The sequence below is a fragment of the Micrococcus terreus genome, assembly GCF_900116905.1.
GTDB lineage: Bacteria > Actinomycetota > Actinomycetes > Actinomycetales > Micrococcaceae > Citricoccus > Citricoccus terreus.
In genome coordinates this window covers 167,372-189,560 of record NZ_FPCG01000004.1, presented here as the reverse complement: position 1 = coordinate 189,560, position 22,189 = coordinate 167,372, and the positions used below count along the sequence as shown (strand labels likewise).

Here is a 22,189-nt window from a genome sequence, read left to right as displayed (position 1 = left end):
ACCCCTGAGGGTGCCCGGGCCTGTGTGTCAGAGCGTGGGTCTCAGGACTCGAAGCCGTGCTCCGGAGCCGGGAACGCGCCGGACCGGACCTCCTGCACATAGGAGGTGACGGCGTCGTGCACCACGGACCGAAGGTCCGCATACTGCTTGACGAACCGCGGCATCTTTCCGGACCGCAGGCCCAACATGTCCTGCCACACCAGCACCTGTCCGGTGGTGGCGTTGCCCGCGCCGATCCCGATGGTGGGCACCCGCAGTGCCTCGTCCACCTGCCGGGCCACCTCGGAGGGGACCATCTCCATCAGCACGCAGAAGGCACCGGCGTCCTGCAGGGCGGTGGCCTCCTGGATCATCCGAGCGGCGGCATCATCCCCGCGTCCCTGGACCCGGTAGCCGCCCAGGACGTTCTCGGACTGGGGAGTGAAGCCGATGTGGGCCATCACGGGGACGCCGGCGGCCGTCATCATCCGGATGTGCTCGGCGTAGCGCGAACCCCCCTCCATCTTCACCGCATGGACACTGGCCTCCTTGACCAGACGGATGGCCGAGGCCGTGCCCTGCTCCGGGGAGAGCTCATAGGAGCCGAAGGGCAGATCGCACACCACCATGGCGTGCTGGGCGGCCCGGACCACAGAGGAGGCGAAGACGATCATCTCGTCCAGGGTGATGGGCAGGGTGGTGGCATGCCCCATCACGTTGTTGGCCGCGGAGTCGCCGACCAGAATGGTCTCGATCCCGGCCTGATCGAAGATCTGGGCCATCTGGAAGTCGTAGGCGGTGAGCATGGCGAAATGCCTGCCTTCGTCCTTGGCCTGCTGGAGGTGGACGGTCCGGTACCGGGACGGTGCCTTCGGGGTGCCGTAGGGCGCGGTCTCATTCTCAGCCATGGTGCGGAGTCTACCGGCGGGGCCGTGGCCGTCTCCCAGAGGTCCGGGAGCGTCGGTGAAGCTAGAGTGGAATCCATGCCGAACCGGACTGACCGGGGTCCGGCACCGCGATCCCACAGGAGGCCGTCGTCACCATGGACCGTCAACAGGAATTCGTCCTGCGCACCATCGAGGATCGGGATGTGCGCTTCGTCCGCCTCTGGTTCACGGACGTCACCGGGACCCTGAAGTCCGTGGCCCTGGCGCCGGCCGAGGTCGAGGGCGCCTTCACCGAGGGGCTGGGGTTCGACGGCTCCTCGATCGACGGCTTCACCCGCATCTTCGAATCGGACATGCTGCTGCAGCCGGATCCCTCCACCTTCCAGATCCTGCCGTGGCGGGGTGAGGACGAGCCGACCTCGCGGATGTTCTGTGACGTGATGACCCCGGACGGGGAGCCCTCCGCCTCGGATCCCCGCTACATCCTGCGTCGCCAGCTCAACAGGGCGGCGGACATGGGCTTCACCTGCTACACCCACCCGGAGAACGAGTTCTACCTGCTGCGCTCCGAGCAGCTGGGCGCGGACGGCAAGCCCGTCCCGGTGGACCAGGCCGGCTACTTCGATCACGTCCCGGGCGGCGTGGCCCAGGACTTCCGCCGCCATGTGGTGAGCATGCTGGAGTCGATCGGGATCTCGGTGGAGTTCAGTCACCATGAGAACGGCCCGGGCCAGAACGAGATCGTGCTGCGCTACGCGGACGCGCTGCAGACAGCGGACAACATCATGACCTTCCGCACGGTGGTCAAGGAGGTGGCCCAGCTGCAGGGCAGCTACGCCACGTTCATGCCCAAGCCGTTCGGCGAGCACCCGGGGTCGGGCATGCACACCCACTTCTCGCTGTTCGAAGGGGACTCCAACGCGTTCTACGACCCCGCCGCTGAGTATCGCCTCTCCACCACGGCCCGTCGGTTCGTGGCCGGCCTGCTCAAGCACTCCCCGGAGATCACCGCGATCACCCACCAGTTCGTCAACTCCTACAAGCGGCTGTGGGGCGGTGGCGAGGCACCGGCCTATGTCTCCTGGGGCCACAACAACCGCTCCGCGCTGGTCCGGGTCCCGCTGTACAAGCCGGACAAGGCCGGCTCGGCCCGCGTGGAGTACCGCGGGATCGACGCCTCGGCCAACCCCTATCTGACCTACGCCGTGCTGCTCGCGGCAGGCCTGAAGGGGATCGAGGAGGAGTACGAGCTGCCCGAGGCCGCCGCTGAGGACATCAGCGCGCTGACCAACACCGAACGCCGAGCCCTCGGCCATGATCCGCTCCCCGGCACTCTGCATGATGCTCTTCGGCTGATGGAGGAGTCCGAGTTCGTGGCCGGTGTCCTGGGCGAGCAGGCGTGCGAGAACTATCTGCGCAACAAGCGCCAGGAATGGGACGAGTACCGCGTGGAGGTCACTCCCTACGAGCTGCGGCGCTACCTGGGCATCCTGTGACCGGCCCGGGCCGCTCCGAGGAGTCAGGACAGGCCGCACCGAGCCGCCGCGCTCTGGTGGCGGCCGGATTCGGTGAGGTCGAACGGGCCGGCAGCCTGCTGGAGTCCCCGGAGCTGGCCCCGGTACCCGCCGAGGAGATGGTGCGCATCCTCGCCGACGCGCCGAACCCGGACCAGGCCCTGATCCTGTTGATCCGGCTGATCGAGCGGGCACCGTCTGCGGCCACGGCGTTGCAGGAGCCTGATACCGCCCGGCGTCTGGTGCGATTGCTGGGATCCTCCGAAGCCCTGGGCGAGTTCCTGATCCGCCGGACCGAGCACATCGACCTGGTGCTGGACCCTGCCGGGGCGGCCACCACCGCACCGGTGCTGGGCCCGCAACGCTGGGAGGCGGACACCGACGGGCTGCGTCGGCTGCTGCTCGAATCCGTGGGAGCGGACCCGGATCAGACACCGCCGGTCGCCTCGCTGCGGGGCAAGGACGCGGCCACCGCACTGCGGGTGGCCTACCGGCGGCAGCTGACCGCCATCGCCCTGCAGGACCTGGAGGCCGAGGAGCCTGCGGACGCCCAGCCTCGGGTCTCGCTCTGGCTGGCGGACCTGGCAGGGGCGGCGATCGAGGCGAGCCTGGCCGTGGCCCGGGCCGAGGCGGTGGAGCAGCACGGTGAGGATGCGCTGCAGGTGCAGCTGGCCGTCATCGGGATGGGCAAATGCGGGGCTCGGGAGCTGAACTACATCTCCGACGTGGACGTGATCTTCGCCCACAGAACCACTCTGGACGACGAGCGGCGGGCTGCGCAGATCGCGGGGGAACTGGCCTCCGGCATCTCACGGGTGATCTCCGCAGCCGCCCCGGAACAGGGACTATGGGAGGTGGACGCCAATCTGCGCCCCGAGGGCAAGGACGGGGCCCTGTCCCGCACCGTGGACTCCCACGCCGAGTACTACCGCCGGTGGGCGCACAGCTGGGAGTTCCAGGCACTGCTGAAGGCACGACCCATCGCCGGCGATCCAGACGTGGGCCGGGAGTACCTGGAGACCATCTGGCCTCTGGTCTGGACCAGCTCCGAGCGCGAGGGCTTCGTGGAGTCGGTGCAGGCCATGCGTCGTCGGGTCATGGAGAACATCTCCCACAAGGAACGGGACCGGGAGATCAAACTCGGCTCCGGGGGGCTGCGGGACGTGGAGTTCACCGCCCAGCTGCTGCAGCTGGTGCACGGACGCGCTGACGAGTCCGTGCGGGTCCGCGGCACCCTGGAGGCACTGCATGCGCTGCAGGAGGCCTCCTACATCAGCCGTCGGGACGGGGATGCCTTCGCCGGCCACTATCGGTACCTGCGTCTGCTGGAGCACCGGATCCAGATGGTGCACATGCGCCGGACCCATCTGATGCCGCACAAGACGGAGGCCCTGCGGGTCCTGGCCCGGGCCATGCGGGGTCCCGGTGCCACCGGGCCGGTCAACGCCGAGGGCCTGGTGGAGGCCTGGAACCGCACCCGCCGCGACGTCCGGGCCCTGCATGAGCAGATCTTCTACCGGCCGCTGCTCTCCACCACCGCTGTCCTCTCGGCCGACGACGTCCGGCTCAGCGCAGAAGCCGTCCAGGAACGACTGGCGGCTCTGGGCTATCTGGACCCGAAAGGTGCCATCCGCCACATCGAGGCCCTCACCGGCGGGGTCTCCCGCAGGGCGGCGCTGCAGCGCCAGCTCCTTCCGGTCATGTTGGGCTGGCTGGCCAACGGACCAGATCCCGACGGCGGCCTCCTCGCCTTCCGCAGGCTCTCCGAGTCCCTGGGGTCCTCGCCCTGGTTCCTGGGCATGCTGCGTGATTCATCGGCAGCGGCCGAGCGCCTGTGCCAGGTCCTGTCCTCGTCGCGGTACATCAGCGACATGTTGGAGCACCTGCCGGAGGCCGCCGCCTGGCTGGGCAGCGACAAGGACTTGGCGCCGCGCTCCTTCGAGACGCAGTGGACCGAGATCCAGTCGAAGATGAACCGCCATCCCTCAGCCGATGAGGCCATGCGCCTGATCCGGCTCATCCGTCAGCGCGAGATCCTGCGCACCGCGATCGCCGATGCCTCCGGCCTGCTGGACCAGGAGGCGGTCGGCGCGGCGCTGTCCGACGCCGACCAGGCCGCTGTCCTGGGGGCGCTGCACGTGGCGGAGAAGGATCTGGGGCCAGACCAGGAGGAGATCACCGATTTGCTCGTGGTGGCCATGGGCCGGCAGGGCGGCCGCGAGATCGGGTACGGATCCGACATGGATGTCATGTTCGTCCACAGGCCCCACGAGGGAGCCGACCCGGATGAGGCCCAGCGCCAGGCGGTGGAGCTGGCCAAACGCATCAGCGCACTGCTCAAGCAGCCATGCCGGCCCGCGGTGCTGGGCGAGCGTCCGCTGGAGATCGACGCCGACCTGCGCCCCGAGGGCAAGAAGGGCCCCCTGGCCCGGTCCATGGAGTCCTACCGTGAGTACTACCGCCGATGGGCGGAGATCTGGGAGGTCCAGGCTCTGCTGCGTGCCCGCCCGGTGGCCGGTGACGACGACCTTGCCGAAGAGTTCACCGCCTGGGCTGACACGGTCCGCTATGCGGCGGATCCGGGACCTGGTCCGATCCGGGAGATCCGCAGGATCAAGGCACGTGTGGAGGCCGAGCGACTTCCCCGCGGGGCCGATCCTGCACGGCACGTGAAGCTGGGCCGGGGCGGACTCTCGGATGTGGAGTGGCTGGTCCAGACCCTTCAGCTGCGCCACGCCCACGAGCACGCCGCCCTGCGCACCACCTCGACGCTGGAGGCGCTCAAGGCCCTGGTCCACGCCGGGCTCCTTCCAGCGCAGGACGCCGAGGTGCTGCACCGTGCGTGGAGCCTGGCCACCCGCATCAGGGCCGGGAACATGGTCTGGTCCGGCAAGCCGTCCGATGTCGTTCCCACCAAGCGCGGTGACCTGGAGGCGGTGGCTCGCTGGTGCGGGTATGAGCCGGGCCAGGCCTCACGCTTCGAAGAGGACTACCTGCGCACCACCCGCCAGGCGCGGCAGCTGTTCGAGAAGCACTTCTACGGGCTGTAGACGGTCAGCGGCGGATGACGTGCTCGCCCAGCAGTTCCAGCGTCCGCCGCCGCGCCGAGAGGTCAGGGGCGGCGTTGGTGACGATCAGCTCATCGGCCTGGACTCGCTCACGGAAGGCGTCCAGATACTCCCGAACGGTGTCCACGGTGCCCACCGCGGTGTACTTGCTCATGGACATGACCTGTTCTCCGGCGGGGGAGTGCATCAGCATGGTGACCTCATCCTCGGTGAGATCACGGCCGCGACCGAGCATCTGCCGGATCCGCAGCCGCTGAGAGAGCTCCAACTGGCGGTGGGCCTCCTCGTCCGTGTCTGCGGCGATCACGTTCAGGGCGGCGATGAAGTGCGGCTCGGTCAGGGCCCCGTCCTCACCGGTCGGTTCGAAGGACTCCCGGTAGACACGTGCGGCGTGCTCGAGCATCTGGGGTGCGAAGTGCGAGGCGAAGGAGTAGCCCAGACCCAGGGCGGCGGCCAGCTGTGCACCGTACTGGGAGGAGCCCAGGATGTAGAGCGGCACGTTCGTTCCCGTGCCCGGGTAGGCGTCCACACCCGGAATGAGCGAGTTGCCGGTGAGGTATCCCTGCAGCTCCTTGACGTCTCGTGGGAACGTGTCCGCGGCAGAGGGCTCGCGCCGCAGGGCCATCATGGTGCGCTGATCGGTGCCGGGCGCCCGGCCCAGTCCCAGGTCGATGCGGCCAGGATGGAGCTCTGCCAGGGTGCCGAACTGCTCGGCGATCACCAGAGGTGAGTGGTTGGGCAGCATGATCCCTCCGGCGCCGAGCCGGATGGACTCGGTGTGGGCGGCCACATGGGCCAGCAGCACCGAGGTGGCCGAGGAGGCGATGGTGGGGAAGTTGTGGTGCTCGGCGAACCAGATCCGCTCGAATCCCTCACGCTCGGCCAGCTGGGCCAGCTCCACGCTCTGGGCGACCGCCTCAGACACCGCTTGACCGGGACGGACCACGGCCAGGTCCAGGATCGAGACCGGATAGCTCATGCACACACCTTCATTCCCCGCGCCACCGGCGCGGACTCGTCATCGTCCTGGAGTACAGCGGAGACCACGCGGTGACTATTCCCTGACGAGGCTGACAGAGCCCCACAGACGCCAGCGGCACCCAGGCGACCGGTGCAGGTCGGCTGGGTGCCGTCGTCGTGATGGTCGGTCCTCCGCTCAGGTACACCGGAGCCGGCGACCGCAGATCAGCAGCTGTAGTACAGCTCGAACTCGTAGGGGTTCGGGCGGATGGACAGCGGCAGGATCTCCACCTCGCGCTTATACTCGATCCAGGCCTGGATCAGGTCCTCGGTGAAGACGTCTCCGGCCAGCAGGAACTCGTGGTCCTCCTCCAGAGCCTCCAGCGCCTCGTCCAGGGAACCCGGGGCCTTCTGAATGTCCTTGGCCTCCTCGGCGGGCAGCTCGTAGAGGTCCTTGTCGATCGGCTCGGCGGGCTCGATGCGATTGCGGATGCCGTCCAGGCCAGCCATCAGCTGGGCGGCGAAGGCCAGGTAGGGGTTGGCCGAGGCGTCCGGGGCGCGGAACTCCAGGCGCTTGGCCTTGGGGTTGGACCCGGTGATGGGGATGCGGATGGCGGCCGAGCGGTTGCCCTGGGAGTAGACCATGTTGACCGGGGCCTCGAAGCCCTTGACCAGGCGACGGTAGGAGTTCACCGTGGGGTTGGTGAAGGCCAGGACGGCCGAGGCGTGCTTGAGCAGGCCGCCGATGTACCAGCGGGCGGTGTCCGAGAGGTTGGCGTAGCCCTTCTCGTCGTAGAACAGCGGTTCCCCGCCGTTCCACAGGGACTGGTGGCAGTGCATGCCCGAGCCGTTGTCGCCGAAGACTGGCTTGGGCATGAAGGTCGCTGACTTGCCGAAGGCCTCGGCCACACCCTTGACGATGTACTTGAACTTCAGCAGGTCGTCGGCCGAGTGGGTCAGGGTGTTGAAGCGGTAGTTGATCTCGGCCTGACCGGCGGCGCCGACCTCGTGGTGGGAGCGCTCCACGTCGAGCCCGGCCTCGTCCAGGGCCACGCAGATCGCGTCACGCAGATCGGCCTGCTTGTCCACGGGGGAGACCGGGAAGTAGCCGCCCTTGACCGGGGTCTTGTGGCCCAGGTTGCCGCCCTCGTCCTGACGGGCGGAGTTCCACCAGGCCTCCTCGGAGTCCACCGAGTAGAAGGAGCGCTGCGGGGTGGACTCGTAGCGGACGTCGTCGAAGATGAAGAACTCGGCCTCAGGGGCGAAGAACGCGGTGTCGGCGATGCCGGTGGAGGCCAGGTACTCCTCAGCACGCTGGGCGACGCCGCGCGGGTCACGGTGGTACGGCTCGCCGGTGCGCGGGTTGACGATCGAGAAGTTCATGCAGAGGGTCTTCTCCACCCGGAACGGATCGATGTAGGCGGTGGCCACATCCGGGATGAGCTGCATGTCCGACTCGGCGATGCCCTGGAAGCCGCGAATGGAGGAGCCGTCGAAGAGCTGACCGTCCTTGAAGAAGTCCTCATCCACCGCCTTGGCGGGGACGTTGAAGTGCTGCTGCACGCCGGGCAGGTCGGTGAAGCGGACGTCGACGAAGACGACGTCCTCCTCCTTGATGTACGCGAGGACTTCTTCGGGAGATGAGAACATCGTGGCTCCTTGCCGTGTTGCCAGAAGGGGTGAACGGTTGACCCCAGCCTATCGGGGCGGCGTGAAACGACCGTGACGACCGTGTTTCGGGCGTGTAACGAGCGCGGTGCTGGGGCCGCTGTCCGGGGGAGGTGGCGCTCGTGGGCCGTCGGTAGAGTGGATGGGTGGCCAAGCAGACTTCATCACCGGGTGACCCGGCAGATCGTTCACGTCCCGACGACGGCCGGCAGGATCGCGTGATCACGCGCCGCGATCTGGCCAGCTGGGTCGACGGGCCTCCGCAGCGTGGGGGCGATGGATGGCGCGGGCAGCGACTGGGTCTGCCTGCACAGGGACCCACCTCGATGCCCGGCACCGGACGACGCATCCTGGCACTGCTGATCGACTGGGCCGCGGCCCTGGTGATCTCCAATGTCTGGTTCCAGAATGCCCCGCTGGCCACGCTGGTGATCTTCGCCGCCATGCAGGTGCTGCTGCTGGGCACCCTGGGCACCACGTTGGGCAAGCGGATCGTCGGCATCCAGGTGGTGCGGCTCGGTGGCGCCTGGGCCGGGCCGGTGAAGGCCCTGATCCGCACGGTGATGCTGTGCCTGGTGGTGCCCCCGCTGATGGTGGACGCCGACGGTCGCGGCGCGCACGAACGGCTGGCCGGAACGGTGCAGATCCGCATGTGATCTCCGTCTGCAGCCTCACGCCGTGACTCGGCCGAACATGAGTCTGCCCCGGAGCGATGTGCTCCGGGGCAGACTCGTGATGGTGCAGGTGGATCAGCGACCGCGCATGGACTTGCGGTCCGGACGTGCGCGGTAGGGGTCGATCCCCTGAGGGATGGGCAGCTTGCTGGATCCCAGCGCGGAGATGCGCTTGTCCACGGCCTGGACCTCCTGCTTGGTCAGCTTCTTGGGCAGTCGCTTCAGCGTGGAGGAGACCTCGTGCAGTGCGACCTGACCGTCGCCGTTGCCGGTGTGGATGACCTCGATCGGCACGTTGGGCAGGAAGCGCGCCATCTTCTTGCGCTCCTTCTCCACGAGCTGCCGAACCCGCTGAGTGGGGCCCTCGGTCACCAGGACCACGCCGGGTCGTCCCACGGCACGGAAGACGGCATCCTGGGTCTTGGGGTGCACCGCGACCGGCTGCTCGGGGATGATCCATCCGCGACGCAGGGTGGACAGGGCGGCGCCGGCAGCTCCCGGGCGACCCTCGATCTGGGCGAAGGCGGCCTTCTCTGCCTTGCGGTTCATCACCAGCACGGCTGCCAGGAGGCCGAAGGGGATGGAGATCAGCAGCCAGGTGATCCAGTTGTTCAGCAGCAGGCCGATGATCAGGCCCACAGCCACGGACCCGAGGAAGGCCAGCACCATCCACAGCACGACCTTGGGGTCATGCGCACGGGTCATGGTGAAGACCTGCTTGAGCTGCTTGAACACGCCCGGCTTCTTGGTCGCCTTCTTCTTCGCGCGCTTCTCATCCCGGGTGGCCTTGGCCTGCGCCTTCTGATCGGCGCGGGCCTGGCGCTGGGCCGCCTTGACGGCCTTGAGCTTCTCTCGGCTGGTGGAGCCGTCGCCAGAGGAACCGGCAGGGCGGGCGGAGGAGGGCGCAGTGGGCTGACCGGAGCCAGCCGGTGTCTTCTTGGATGAGGCCATAGTGACTCCAGTCTACCGACCGGCGAGGAGTGTGGCGGCCTCCTGCCGCGTCGTGCCGGAGTTCTCCAGGTGGGCCAGCTGGTCGGGGATCGGACGGCCCTTCCGCCGCATGGCTGTGGCCCAGAGCCGTCCGGCGCGGTAGGACGAGCGCACGAGGGGACCGGCCATCACGCCGAGGAAGCCGATCTGCTCGGCCTCCTCGGACAGCTCCACGAACTCCTCGGGGCGCACCCACCGGTCCACCGGATGGTGTCTCTCGGTGGGTCGCAGGTACTGGGTGATGGTGAGCAGATCGCACCCGGCGTCATGCAGGTCCTGCATGGCCTGGCTGATCTCCGCCCGCTCCTCGCCCATGCCCAGGATCAGGTTGGACTTGGTGATCATCCCGGCGTCCCGCCCCTGACGGATCACGTCCAGAGACCGTTCGTACCGGAACGCGGGACGGATGGCCTTGAAGATCCGCGGAACGGTCTCGACATTGTGGGCGAAGACCTCCGGCTGCGCGTCGATCACCTGTCCCACGAGCTCGGGGACCGCATTGAAGTCGGGGATCAGGATCTCCACGCCGGTCCCGGGGTTCACGGCGTGGATCTGGCGGATCGTCTCCGCGTACAGCCAGGCCCCGCCGTCGGTCAGGTCGTCGCGGGCCACGCCGGTCACGGTCGCATACCGCAGGTCCATCTGCTGGACGGACCGGGCGACCTTCAGTGGCTCGGCCCGGTCCAGCGGGGCCGGCCGGCCGGTGTCGATCTGGCAGAAGTCGCACCGCCGAGTGCAGTCGGAGCCGCCGATCAGGAACGTGGCCTCGCGGTCCTCCCAGCATTCGAAGATGTTGGGGCATCCGGCCTCTTCGCAGACGGTGTGCAGCCCGGAGGACTTCACCGTCCGCTTCAGCTCGGCGAACTCCGGGCCCATCTGCACCTTCGCCTTCATCCAGGCCGGCTTGCGCTCCACGGGCGTCTGGGAGTTGCGCTGCTCGATGCGCAGCAGGCGGCGGCCGTCGGGCGAAGCGGTCACAGGGCGGTTCCTTCCAGGAGGGGGGTCAGGACGAGGGAGTCCTCGTCCAGGGGCTGGGTCACCGGTGTCAGGTAGGCCGGCGCCAGCGCCGAGAAGTGGCGCCGGACATCCGGGAGGATGTCGGCGGGCGCGACGGTCCTGCGGATCTCCCGGGTGAGAGTGGTGGAGCCGGCGTCGCGGATGCCGCAGGCCGTGATGTGCGTGTACGGCTCCAGGGAATTGGAGCAGTTCAGGGCGAAGCCGTGCATCGTCACCCCGTGGGTGACCCGCAGTCCCACGGCGGCGATCTTCTCGTCCCGGGGCCGCCGGGCGTCCGCTCGCAGCCAGACCCCGGAGCGGCCCTCCACGCGGACGGCCTGGACGCCATGGTCGGCGAGGCTGAGGATGATGACCTCCTCCAGGAACCAGACGTAGTCCTTCACCTCGGCAGGATGGGCCAGTGCCACCACCGGGTAGCAGACCAGCTGTCCTGGGCCATGCCACGTCAGCTGTCCGCCGCGGTCCACCGGCACCACGTCGGAGCCGTCGTCCGGGAGGTCCTCGGGTCGGGTGCGGCGCCCGGCCGTGTAGACGGAGGTGTGTTCCAGGAACAGGACGGCACCAGGGCTGCGCTGGGCGACGACGTCGGCATGGAGACGCTGCTGCAGGTCCCATGCCTGCCGGTAGTCGACCGTGTCCGGAGACAGTCCCAGGACGCGGTGGACCGGCAGAGAGTCTGTCGGCATGCTCACACTGTAACCCACCCGCCGGACCTGTGGACAACCGACGACGTCGCGCGACGTCCTCGCCCAGGATGGAGCCAGGACACGGACCCACCGACCAGGCAGGAGACCTTCCATGCTGCACGCCGACTCGAGGCTCCACGGCCCGTCCGATGGGGCACTGCCCCCCTCCGCCGAGGCTGTGCCGCCGGTGGTCCCGGGCTACAGGGTGGAGCGCGAGCTGGGACGGGGCGGGGCGTCACGCGTCTGGCTGGTCCACCCGCAGGACGGCGGGCCGGCGCGGGCCCTGAAGGTCCCCGATCATGAGGTGGCGGCCAGCCTGGACGCGCTGGACCACGAGATGCGCGCCATCGGTGAGCTGCGGCATGATCACCTGGTCCGGCCACGGGGCGTGGTCCAGACCGATCAGGGTCCCGGGCTGCTGAGCGAGTATCAGCCCGGCGGGTCACTGGGAGCCCTGGTGCGGGCCGTCGGGCCGCTGCCCGTGGGCCAGGTGGTGACCACACTGGTGCCGATCGCGCAGGCCCTGGACGCACTGCATGGGCACGGCGTCGTGCATGGCGACGTCTCGCCCGGCAACGTCCTGTACTCCGTGGACGGACGGCCGTCGCTGGGAGACCTGGGGTGTGCACGGCTGCTCGGGGGTGCCGCCCGGCCCGGCGGGACCCCGGGCTTCCAGGCCCCCGAGACCCGGCTGGACACCCGCACCGGACCCGCGGCGGACGTGTACTCGCTGGCTGCCGTGGGGTGGTACGCCTTGACCGGGCGAGCCCCGGTGATCACCCACGCGCGAGCTCCGCTGTCTCTGACGCTGCCGGAGATCTCCTCCGAGGTGGTGGCCCTGTTGGAAGCCGGGTTGAGCATGGATCCACAGGACCGGCCCACGGCGGCTCAGTTCGCCACGGCCTGTTATGACTGGGCCACACCGGAACCGGTGGATCTCTTCGGCGCGGCGCACCCCTCTGTCGCCATGGAACTGCCCACCCGCCGCCCCGCTTCGACAGCCAGCGGCTCGTCTCGGTGGCGAGGTCAAGCGCGCTCGAGGCGGCGCGCGCTGGTGGCAGTGACCGCCGTGGCCGCGATGAGCACCGGTGCCATGATCTGGACGATGCAGCAGGACAGCGGACCAGGCGCAGGATCCGGCCAGGTCCGGTCGGCCGAGACGCGGACGACTCCGAGCGCGACACGTCCCCCGGCCGAGGCGACCCATCACAACGCACCGTCGGCGGTCACCGCACCTGCCGTGAGCGACGATCCTGCCGAGGAGGCAGCGGACCTGTTGGCGGACGATGAGGTGACCCAGGCCGTTCGTGGGCTGGGCCCGGCCCGAAGCAGGGCCCTGGTGGACCAGGACGCGGGCCAGGTCCGGAGGTACACCGTGGAGGGATCAGAAGCCCAGGAGCAGGACCTGGCACTGGTCGCCGAACTCACCGACCGTGACCTGCGCTATGAAGGACTGGAGCTCACCGTCCAGGCGGTGGGTCCGGCCACGGAGATCGACTCGGTGGATCCGAGCCCGGTGCGTGTCCCCGTGGAGCTCGAGATCGCTCCGTACACCACTCATGCTCTCGGAGAGGAGGCACCCCTGGCGGAACAGGCCACGACGGTCACCGAGAGAGTGGATCTGGAGATGGTGCGGACCTCCCAGGGATGGAGACTGAACCGGATTCTGGCCGCGGGTGCCTGACTAGGATGTTCCCATGCGAGCCTCGTACCTGCGCTACCCGCACGTCCATGGCGACTCCGTCGTGTTCGTGGCCCACAACGATCTCTGGACGGTGGACTGGAGTGGCGGCATGGCTCAGCGTCGCACCGGAATGAACCTGCCGGCCCAGTATCCACGCTTCAGCGCCGATGGCAGCCACCTGATCTGGACGGTGGTCCAGGGGTCCAGCCCCGAGGCCGTCACCGCGGCCGTGGACGGGTCAGGGTACCGTCAGCTGACCTGGTGGGGTGCCCTGGGCACGCGCACCCGAGGCTTCACGCCCTCGGGCCGTCCCGTGGTCACCGGATCCCATGCCGACGCGGACTTCCGCATGACCTGGGCATGGGCTCTGCCACCGGAGGGCGGACAGGCGCAACGGCTTCCCTACGGCCCGGTGTCGGGTCTGGCCTGGGACACCCGTTCCGCCCCGGGCAGCGACCGGCATCCGCTGGTGGTCTGCTCTGCACAGAACGGGGAACCGGCGTTCTGGAAGCGGTACCGCGGAGGGGCTGCCGGAAAGCTCTGGATCGATCCCGACGGCGAGGAGACCTTCCACCGACTCGTGCCGGAACTGGACGGCAACATCTCGGACCCGTGCTGGTCCGACGGTCGCGTGTGCTTCCTCTCCGACCACGAGGGCCACGGCAACGTCTATTCGGTCCGCCCTGACGGCACGGACCTGCGGCGGCACACCGACCATGAGGGGTTCTATGCCCGGCACCTCTCCTCGGACGGGCACCGACTGGTCTACCAGCGCTCGGGCCGGCTGTATGGGATCGACGGTGCCGGACAGAGGCAGGACGGGTCCTGGGCCGAGGCCGAACGCATCCAGGTGAACCTGGGCGTGCTGGGGCATCATCTGCGCGAGCAGCCCTATGACGGGACCAGTCGTCTGGCCAGCGCTGTGCCCGACTACACGGGATCGGCCTCGGCTGTGGAGAACCGAGGCGCCGTCCACCTGCTCCTGCACGGGCAGGGACCTGCTCGCGCCATCGAGTCCGACGCGGACGTGCGTGCCCGCCTGCCCCGCCTGCCCGGCGACCAGTACTGCGCCTTCATCTCCGATCGCACCGGTGAGGACGCGGTCCATCTGGTGCCCCTGCACACCGCGCACGATCAGCCGAACACGGGAGAGGACGCCACCGCCCACGTGCTCTCCTCAGCAGCCGGTGAGATGGCCAACCCCGGCGAGCCGCGCCGCTTCGACCTTCCCTCGGGCAGTCGTGTCTCGTTGATGGAGGATTCCCTGGATGGCCGGTTCCTGGCGGTCTCGACCTACCTGGGTGTGCTGATCCTGATCGACCTCGAATCCGGGGAGCAGCACCAGATCCAGGACACCCCATACGGGTCCATCACGGATCTGGCCTTCTCCACCGACTCCCAGTGGCTGGCCTGGGCCGAGCCGGTGGGGGCCGATGAGGCACGGTCCCGGATCATGATGGTCCGCACCACGGACCCCGGCGCCGGCACCGTGGAGGTGACCGACGGTCGGTTCCGCGACCATTCGCCCTCCTTCACCCCGGACGGCAAGTTCCTGGCCTTCCTCTCCGAACGCAGCTTCGACCCGGTCTATGACACCCAGGGGTTCGACCTGTCCTTCCCCGCCTCCACCAAGCCCTTCCTGGTGGCCCTGGACGACGACACCCCGTCTCCTTTCGGCCCCTGGACCTTCGGCACCGAGCAGGCCACGGGACGCGCACCGGGCAGCACCGTCCCCCTGGCGGGACAGCCCAAGCCGGTGGTCGGTCTTCCCGAAGCCGGGCCGGTGGCACCTCAGCAGCGCCAATCCGCTGGAACCGTGGTGGACATCGAGGGATTGAGTCAGCGGCTCGTGCCCGTTCCCGTGGTCCAGGGTCGCTACACGACCCTGACCTCGGTGGACGGTGGCCTGCTGTGGCTGGCCGACGCCTCGATCGGCTCGACCGGTGATGGGCGCTCTTCCTCGAGCGCGCCGTCGGAAGGGTTCCGACTGGAGTACTTCTCCTTCCAGGACCGCAGCACCACGGTGCTGGTGGACCGTCTGGACCGGTACCGGGCCTCTGGAGACCGCAAGCGGGTGGTCTGCATCAACGGATCCTCTGCCTGGTGCGTGCCCTCGAACCGACGGACCTCCTCCTCCAACGCCGACCACCAGAGCCTGGACCTGGGGCGGATCAGGATCACTCGGGACCCGCTGGCCGCGTGGCGCCAGGCCCTGACCGAGACGTGGCGGCTGGCCCGGGACTTCTTCTGGACCGAGGACATGGCCGGCATCGACTGGGACGGGGTCCTCCAGCGGTACCTGCCCGTCCTGGAGGCGCTGGCCACGGACGATGACTTCATGGACATCCTGCGGTGCCTGCAGGGTGAACTGGGGACCTCGCATGCCTACGTCACCCCCTGGGCCACCCAGGAGCCTCGGGCCGGCTACCAGGGGCGGCTGGGTGCCGACCTGGTGGTCGACGACGGCCGGTGGCGGATCGCTCGGATCCTTCCGGGCGAGTCCTCGGATCCCCGGGCGAGGTCGCCGCTGACGGCTCCCGGAGCGGCAGCCTCGGCCGGCGAGGTGCTGCTGGAGATCGACGGTCAGACCGTCGACGCCCAGAACCCTCCAGATCGCCTCCTGGCCCACGCCGGTGAGCGCATCGTCGAGCTGACGCTGGAGGCCAGGGACGGGACTCGGCGACGCATCGCCGTCGTCCCCATCCGCACGGAAGGCCGACTGCGGTATCAGCACTGGGTGAACGTGAATCGTTCCTGGGTGCACGGGGTGACCCAAGGCAGGATCGGCTACCTGAACATCCCGGACATGGTGGCCACCGGGTGGGCGCAGCTGCACCGTGACCTGGATGCCGAGACGGCACAGGAGGGGCTGATCGTGGATGTCCGCCGGAACACCGGCGGACACACCTCGCAGCTGGTGGTCGAGCTGCTCTCCCGCACCATCACCGCCTGGTATCAGACCCGCGGCAAGGAGACGACGGCCTACCCGGCCAATGCCCCGCGAGGACCCCTGGTGCTGCTGGCCGACGAGTTCGCCGGCTCCGACGGCGACATCATCACCCAGGTGGCCAAGCTCAAGGGCTTCGCCACGGTGGTGGGCACCCGGACCTGGGGAGGCGTGGTCGGCATCGACAACCTCTTCCGGCTCTCCGACGGCACCAAGATCACCCAGCCCCGCTACCGGACCTGGTTCACCGGCGGTGTGGGCTACCAGGTGGAGAACCGGGGCGTGGAGCCGGACATCGAGGTCGTCTGCCCGCCGCACGCGTGGGGGGCCGGGGAGGATCCTCAGCTGCGCCGGGCCGTGGAGGTGCTGCTGGACCAACTCGCCCAGACCCCTCCGGCCACGGCGCCGGAGCGGGAGGGATATCCGAACCTGGCTGCTCCGCCGCTGCCACCGCGGGACGGCTGAGCCGCCCAGCCGCACCGCATCAGCACAAGGGGCCGACCGGATGATTCCGGTCGGCCCCTTCCGGGTCCTGCTGAAGGCGTTGAGTGAGGGCTGCCTCAGCCCGTCAGATCAGGAGTAGTCGCGCCAGAGGACGGCCACGAGCAGGTTCGCCAGGCCCATACCGCCCACAGCGTGGGCCAGACCGGTGGGCACCGGCTCGCCCTTGTTCTCCTTGCGCCGCCCCAGCAGGGCGGCCACCAGGACGATCAGCCCGATGACGAGCTTCACCGCGATCTTCAGATGGTTCGGGCTGCCGTTGATCTCGGCCAGGACCACCAGGATCAGTCCGGAGAGGATCATCCCCAACGAACCCCACCACTGGGAGAGCGTGACGGTGGGGCTGCGGAAGTGAGCCAGCCAGCCCCCCACGATGGCGGCCACCGAGATCAGGTGGACCGCCACCATGAGGGCGACGAGGACCTCCATCAGAGACCGAGCTCGTTGCCGAACTCGCCCTCTTCCAGACGGGCCTTGACGGTCTGCAGGAAGCGACCGGCGTCGGCACCGTCCACCAGGCGGTGGTCATAGGTCAGGCACAGGTACATCATGTGACGGATGGCGATGGTGTCATTGCCGTCGGCATCGGTCATCACCATCGGACGCTTGGTGATGGTGCCGGTGCCCAGGATGGCCACCTGCGGCTGGTTGATGATCGGGGTGTCGAACAGCGCCCCGACCGAACCGATGTTGGTGATCGAGAAGGTCCCGCCGGAGAGCTCGTCCGGAGAGATCTTGTTGGTCCTGGCACGGTCGGCCAGGTCAGCGATCTTCCCCGCGATGCCGGAGAGGTTCAGGGAGCCGGCGTCGGAGATCACCGGGACGAGCAGACCCTTGTCGGTGTCCACGGCGATCGCCAGGTCCTCCGAGGAGTGGTAGGTGATCTCCGAGGTCTCACCGTTGTACGAGGCGTTGAGCTTCGGGTGCTGCTTCAGGGCCTCGGCCACCGCCTGGGCGATGAACGGCAGGTAGGTCAGCTTCACGCCGTTCTTCTGCTCGAAGGCCGACTTGGCCTTGCCGCGCAGAGCGACGATGCGGGTCATGTCGATCTCGTGCACCTGGGTCAGCTGCGTGGACGTGTCCAGAGACTCGCGCATGCGCTTGGCGATGACCTGGCGGATCCGCGGAGCCTTCTCCGTGGTTCCACGCTTGGCCGGATCCACCGAGCTGGCCGGAGCCTGGGCAGCGGACGTCGAGTCGGCCGGTGCGGCCTTCTCCTCAGCGGCCGGTTCGGAGGCCGAACCCTGCTTCTCCACAGCGGCCAAGACGTCCTGCTTGCGGATCCGCCCGCCGACGCCGGTGCCCTCCAGGGTGGACAGGTCCACACCGTGCTGGTGGGCCAGGCGGCGCACCAGGGGAGTGACGTAACCGTCAGAGGAGGCGGCGCCACCGGAGGACTTCTCAGCGGAGTCGGCCTTCGGCTCATCCTTCTTCGCCGGCTTCTCCTCGGTCTTCTCAGCCTTCTGCTCAGACTTCTCGGCCGGCTTGTCCTCGGTCTTCTCCGGCTTCTCCTCGGAGGCCGGCTCCGACGTCTCCTCGGACTTCTCGGGCTTGTCCTCGGACTTCTCCGTGGAAGCGCCGGCGGAACCGGAGCCGACCAGGGCCAGGATGGCGCCGACCTCGACGGTCTCGTCCTCCTCGACCTTGATCTCCAGCAGCTTGCCGGCCACCGGAGACGGGATCTCGGTGTCGACCTTGTCGGTGGAGACCTCCAGCAGAGGCTCGTCGACCTCGACGTCGTCGCCGACCTCCTTGAGCCAACGAGTGACGGTGCCTTCGGTGACGGACTCGCCGAGCGCGGGCAGGGTCACCTCGGAGGCGTCTCCGGAGCCACGCTCCTCCTGGTCCTCTGCGGCGACCTGCTCGGAGGAGACCTCCTCGCCGGCGGTGTCGTCGTCCCCGGTGGACTCGTCGTCGCTCGCGCCGGAGTCCTTGTTCTCCTCTTCGGCAGCGGCATCCTCGTCGTCGCCGTCGGAGCTCTCATCCGAGGATCCCTCGCCGTCGCCGATCTTGGCCAGCGGAGCGCCGACCTCGACGGTCTCGTCCTCCTGGACCAGGATCTCCTGGAGCACACCGGCCACAGGGGAGGGGATCTCGGTGTCGACCTTGTCGGTGGAGACCTCCACCAACGGCTCGTCGACGGCGACCTCCTCGCCGACCTCCTTGAGCCAACGGGTGACGGTGCCTTCGGTGACGGACTCGCCGAGTGCCGGCAGGTTCACGGTTTCAGACATGGTGTCCGGTTCTCCTTCATGCGTGCCGACTGCTGGGCCGGCGTGAGGTGTGGGTGCGGCGCGGTCCCGTGACGGGACGGGCCGATGATGCGTAGGGGTCAGCCGTGCAGGGGGTGGCCGTTCAGGGCCATGGCGGCCTCGCCCAGAGACTCGTTCTGGGTGGGGTGGGCATGGATGAACGTGGCGACGTCCTCCGGGTAGGCCTCCCAGTTCACGATCAGCTGGGCCTCACCGATCTGCTCGGAGATGCGCTTGCCGATGCCGTGCACGCCGACGATGGGCCCGTCCTTCTGGCGCACCATCTTGATGATGCCGCCGGTGCCCAGGATCGAGGACTTGCCGTTGCCGGCCAGGTTGTACTCTGTGACCTCGATGGCGTCCTCGCCGAACTCCTCCTTGGCCTTGGTCTCGGAGTAGCCCACGGACATGATCTCCGGATCGGTGAAGGTCACCTTCGGGATGTTCACGTCCTCGACGATCAGCGGGTTGTTCCCGGCGATCTCCTCGGCCACGAAGATGCCCTGCTGGTAGCCGCGGTGGGCCAGCTGTAGGCCGGGGACGATGTCTCCCACGGCGTAGATGTTGCCCACACCGGTGTGCAGACGCTCGTCGGTGATGACGAACCCGCGGTCCAGGGTGATGCCCTGCTCCTCGTAGCCCAGGCCCTCGGTCACGGGGCCGCGGCCCACGGCGACCAGGCAGACCTCGGCGGTGAACTCCTTGCCGTCGGCCAGGGTGACCTTGACGCCGTCGCCGGTCTCCTCGACCTTCTCGAAGAAGGTGCCGAGGTTGGTCTTGATGCCGCGCTTCTTGAACTCGCGCTCCAGGACCTTGATGATCGCCGGATCCTCATTGGGAACCAGGTGGTCCAGGCCCTCAATGATGGTGACGTCCACACCGAAGGAGTTCCACGCGGAGGCGAACTCGGAACCGATCACGCCGCCACCCAGGATGATGGCCGACTTCGGGGTGTAGTCCAGTTCCAGGGCCTCGGTGGAGGTCATGATCTTGCCGCCGATCGGCAGGCCGAAGGTCTTGGACTGCGAGCCGGAGGCCAGGACGATGTTCTTGCCGCTGTAGCGGGTGCCGTCCACCTCGATCTCGTTCTGGGAGACGAGCTTGCCCTCGCCCTCGATGACCTGGACCTTCTTCATCTTCATCAGACCGGTCAGGCCCTTGAACTTGCCGGCGACGATCCCGTCCTTGTAGGACTTCACGGCGGCCATGTCCACCTCCTCGAAGGTGGTCTTCACGCCGTACTTCTCGCTGTTGCGGGCGTCGTCGGCCAGCTCAGCGGCGTGCAGGTAGGCCTTGGTGGGGATGCAGCCCCAGTGCAGGCAGGTGCCGCCGAGCTTGGCCTTCTCCACCAGACCGACGGTCATGCCGTACTGCACCGCGCGCAGGGCCGCGGCGTAACCGGCGGATCCACCTCCGAGGACGAGTACGTCGAATTCCTGGGCGTTTGCCTTTTCGGACACAGTGTGCTCCTCAATCATCAAGGGACCGGGATCTCCTGACGTCCCCGTGTTCTCAGGTGCGCCGGGCACATGATCAGTGCCCGGCGCGCCGCGGTGGTGCCTCGTGGTTCACCTTAGCCGCCTGCGGCGAACGGCTGCCACTTGTTCGCGCGAGATTGCGCCGGTGTCAGCGGCGGTCCCGACGGCGGCCGGTCGCCTTCTGGGAGGCGGGTTCGGCGGCCGCGGTGCTCACCCCGGCGCGGCCCTCGAGGAACTGCACGAGGGTGCGCACCATCACGCCGGTGGCGTCCTTGGGGGTGTAGCCCCACGGGGCGGACTCGTTGAAGGACGGGCCGGCGATGTCCAGGTGCGCCCAGGGGGTGGGAGCGGCCTTGGCCTCGGCGGCGTCACGGCCGGCGTCCACGAAGTCGCGCAGGAACGCGGCGGCCGCCATCATCCCGCCGAAGCGGTCGCCCACATTGGAGATGTCGGCGATCGAGGAGTCCAGGGACTTGCGCATGTTCTCCGGGATCGGCATGGCCCAGGCGGTCTCACCGGCGGCATCGGCCGAACGGACCACCTCGTCACGCAGGTCCTCGGTGCCCATCACGCCGGTGGTCCGGGTGCCCAGGGCGATCATCTGCGCACCGGTGAGCGTGGCGATGTCGATCACGGCGTCCGGGGCCTCATTGGTGGCAGCCACCAGGCCGTCGGCCATCACCAGGCGGCCCTCGGCGTCGGTGTTCATCACCTCGACGGTCTTGCCGCCGAAGATGGTGATGACGTCCGAGGGACGGGTGGCGGTGCCGGAGGGCATGTTCTCGGCCAGGCACAGCCAGCCGGTGACCTTGATCGGCAGCTGCAGCTCGGCGGCGGCGGTGATGACCGAGGCCACGGTGGCGGCGCCGGTCATGTCCGACTTCATGGTCATCATCGAGGCCGGGGGCTTCAGCGAGATGCCGCCGGAGTCGAAGGTGATGCCCTTGCCGACCAGGGCGATGTGGGCGGCGTTCTTGGACTTGGCGGGGGAGTACTCCACCTTGACCAGGCGCGGGGGACGGGAGGAGCCCTTGCCGACGTTCAGGATGCCCCCGAATCCCTCCTTCTCCAGCTTCTTCTCATCCCAGACGGTCACCTTCAGGGAGTGCTGGCCCGCGGCGGCGGACACGGTCTCGGCGAAGGAGGCCGGGAAGAGGTGGGACGGCGGGGTGTTGACGAGGTCACGGGTGGCTCGCACGGCGCGTCCGAGCACGGCGGCCCGGTCGAGAACGGGCTTGACCGCCTTCTGCTTCAGGTCGGTGACGATCTCGATCTGCTGCACCGGGGCCTTCTTGCGGGCCTTCTCCTGAGCCGGTGCGGAACGGAACCCGGTGAAGGAGTACGCACCGTAGGAGGCGCCCTCGGCCACCGCGCCCAGCTGCTCAGGCGAGTCGGCCGGCAGAGCCAGTGCGGCCGTCGTCGTGCCGGCCAGGTGGCGAATGGCGGCACCGGCTGCCCGGCGCAGGGCCTCGGCGGAGACACCCGATCCGGCCTCACCGGTCAGTGAGCCCACACCGGTCAGCACCAGGACGGGCACCGGGACGGAGTCCATCCCGGGGATGCGCACGACCTCATCGGCAGCGCCGGTGACCCCCAGTGCCTCGAGCGAGTCGGCCAGGGCACGGGCGGCGGAATCCGCCAGCGGATTGGGCAGCAGGACCGGTCCGTCCTCGGTGGAGGCCACGGCCACCACGAGCGCCTGGGCGGAGCTGCGGCGCAGATCGGAGCCGATGGCCGTGAGCTGGGGGCTGAAGTCTGAGATCACGTGGAGTTCTTCCCGTCGTCGTCGGTGAGCGGTGGGCGCTGGAAGGCGGCAGGGTGGTGCCTGGTTCCACGCGCCGCCCCGATCCTATCGGCAGCGCCCTGTGTGGAATAACGGTCCGC

Annotated in this window: 15 protein-coding genes; 5 read left to right on the top strand and 10 right to left on the bottom strand. The window is 68.7% G+C overall.

Annotated features, from left to right (window positions below):
- Window positions 1–41 precede the first annotated feature (41 nt).
- Complete coding sequence (panB, locus tag BM355_RS06735; protein WP_091696413.1) at window positions 42–887, bottom strand: 3-methyl-2-oxobutanoate hydroxymethyltransferase; 846 nt, start codon at window positions 885–887, stop codon at window positions 42–44.
- A 134-nt stretch (window positions 888–1,021) separates the two neighbouring features.
- On the opposite strand from panB, the gene glnA (BM355_RS06730) reads away from it, so the two are divergent.
- Together glnA (BM355_RS06730) and BM355_RS06725 are read left to right on the top strand one after the other, a co-directional pair.
- The gene (gene glnA, locus BM355_RS06730; protein WP_091696411.1) at window positions 1,022–2,362 is read left to right on the top strand and encodes a type I glutamate--ammonia ligase; all 1,341 of its coding nucleotides are present in this window, start codon (window positions 1,022–1,024) and stop codon (window positions 2,360–2,362) included.
- Window positions 2,299–5,430: a bifunctional [glutamine synthetase] adenylyltransferase/[glutamine synthetase]-adenylyl-L-tyrosine phosphorylase gene (locus BM355_RS06725; RefSeq protein ID WP_091696408.1), complete on the top strand. Its 3,132-nt coding sequence runs from the start codon at window positions 2,299–2,301 to the stop codon at window positions 5,428–5,430. The genes glnA (BM355_RS06730) and BM355_RS06725 overlap by 64 nt, the downstream gene beginning before the upstream one ends.
- A 4-nt stretch (window positions 5,431–5,434) precedes the next feature.
- Here BM355_RS06725 and BM355_RS06720 read toward each other — a convergent pair whose 3' ends face one another.
- Window positions 5,435–6,427 carry an LLM class flavin-dependent oxidoreductase gene (locus BM355_RS06720; RefSeq protein WP_091696405.1) on the bottom strand — a complete coding sequence of 331 codons (993 nt, stop codon included), beginning with the start codon at window positions 6,425–6,427 and terminating at the stop codon, window positions 5,435–5,437.
- Window positions 6,428–6,633: 206 nt separating this feature from the next.
- Entirely contained in the window at window positions 6,634–8,058 is a 1,425-nt protein-coding gene (gene glnA, locus BM355_RS06715; protein ID WP_091696403.1) for a type I glutamate--ammonia ligase, read from the bottom strand.
- A gap of 236 nt (window positions 8,059–8,294) precedes the next feature.
- Here glnA (BM355_RS06715) and BM355_RS06710 point away from each other — a divergent pair, with 236 nt between their 5' ends.
- A complete protein-coding gene (locus BM355_RS06710) occupies window positions 8,295–8,732 on the top strand; it encodes an RDD family protein (protein WP_091696400.1) in 438 nt (145 codons plus the stop codon).
- Window positions 8,733–8,825: 93 nt separating this feature from the next.
- Here BM355_RS06710 and BM355_RS06705 read toward each other — a convergent pair whose 3' ends face one another.
- Genes BM355_RS06705 through lipB form a run of 3 tightly spaced genes read right to left on the bottom strand, consistent with a single transcriptional unit; the run spans window position 8,826 to window position 11,443 of the window.
- Window positions 8,826–9,701 (bottom strand): DUF4191 domain-containing protein, encoded by an 876-nt coding sequence (locus tag BM355_RS06705; protein ID WP_091696398.1) that lies wholly within the window; start codon window positions 9,699–9,701, stop codon window positions 8,826–8,828.
- Window positions 9,702–9,713: 12 nt separating this feature from the next.
- Window positions 9,714–10,718: a lipoyl synthase gene (lipA, locus tag BM355_RS06700; RefSeq protein WP_091696396.1), complete on the bottom strand. Its 1,005-nt coding sequence runs from the start codon at window positions 10,716–10,718 to the stop codon at window positions 9,714–9,716.
- Window positions 10,715–11,443, bottom strand: coding sequence for a lipoyl(octanoyl) transferase LipB (gene lipB, locus BM355_RS06695; protein ID WP_091696394.1), 729 nt, complete (start codon window positions 11,441–11,443; stop codon window positions 10,715–10,717). Before lipB ends, lipA begins: the two co-directional genes overlap by 4 nt.
- A 112-nt stretch (window positions 11,444–11,555) precedes the next feature.
- On the opposite strand from lipB, the gene BM355_RS06690 reads away from it, so the two are divergent.
- The gene (locus BM355_RS06690) at window positions 11,556–13,127 is read left to right on the top strand and encodes a serine/threonine-protein kinase (RefSeq protein WP_091696392.1); all 1,572 of its coding nucleotides are present in this window, start codon (window positions 11,556–11,558) and stop codon (window positions 13,125–13,127) included.
- Window positions 13,128–13,140: 13 nt separating this feature from the next.
- Window positions 13,141–16,539, top strand: a complete 3,399-nt coding sequence (locus BM355_RS06685; protein ID WP_091696391.1) for a S41 family peptidase — start codon at window positions 13,141–13,143, stop codon at window positions 16,537–16,539.
- A gap of 108 nt (window positions 16,540–16,647) precedes the next feature.
- Here the strand turns inward: BM355_RS06685 and BM355_RS06680 are convergent, their stop codons facing one another.
- From BM355_RS06680 to BM355_RS06665, 4 genes are all read right to left on the bottom strand, one after another.
- Window positions 16,648–17,004 carry a hypothetical protein gene (locus BM355_RS06680; protein ID WP_091696389.1) on the bottom strand — a complete coding sequence of 119 codons (357 nt, stop codon included), beginning with the start codon at window positions 17,002–17,004 and terminating at the stop codon, window positions 16,648–16,650.
- Window positions 17,004–18,809, bottom strand: a complete 1,806-nt coding sequence (gene sucB, locus BM355_RS06675) for a 2-oxoglutarate dehydrogenase, E2 component, dihydrolipoamide succinyltransferase (RefSeq protein WP_091696387.1) — start codon at window positions 18,807–18,809, stop codon at window positions 17,004–17,006. Before sucB ends, BM355_RS06680 begins: the two co-directional genes overlap by 1 nt.
- Window positions 18,810–18,907: 98 nt before the next feature.
- Entirely contained in the window at window positions 18,908–20,305 is a 1,398-nt protein-coding gene (gene lpdA / locus BM355_RS06670) for a dihydrolipoyl dehydrogenase (RefSeq protein ID WP_091696385.1), read from the bottom strand.
- Between the two features lie 148 nt (window positions 20,306–20,453).
- Window positions 20,454–22,070 carry a leucyl aminopeptidase gene (locus tag BM355_RS06665; protein ID WP_245760646.1) on the bottom strand — a complete coding sequence of 539 codons (1,617 nt, stop codon included), beginning with the start codon at window positions 22,068–22,070 and terminating at the stop codon, window positions 20,454–20,456.
- Window positions 22,071–22,189: the final 119 nt, after the last annotated feature.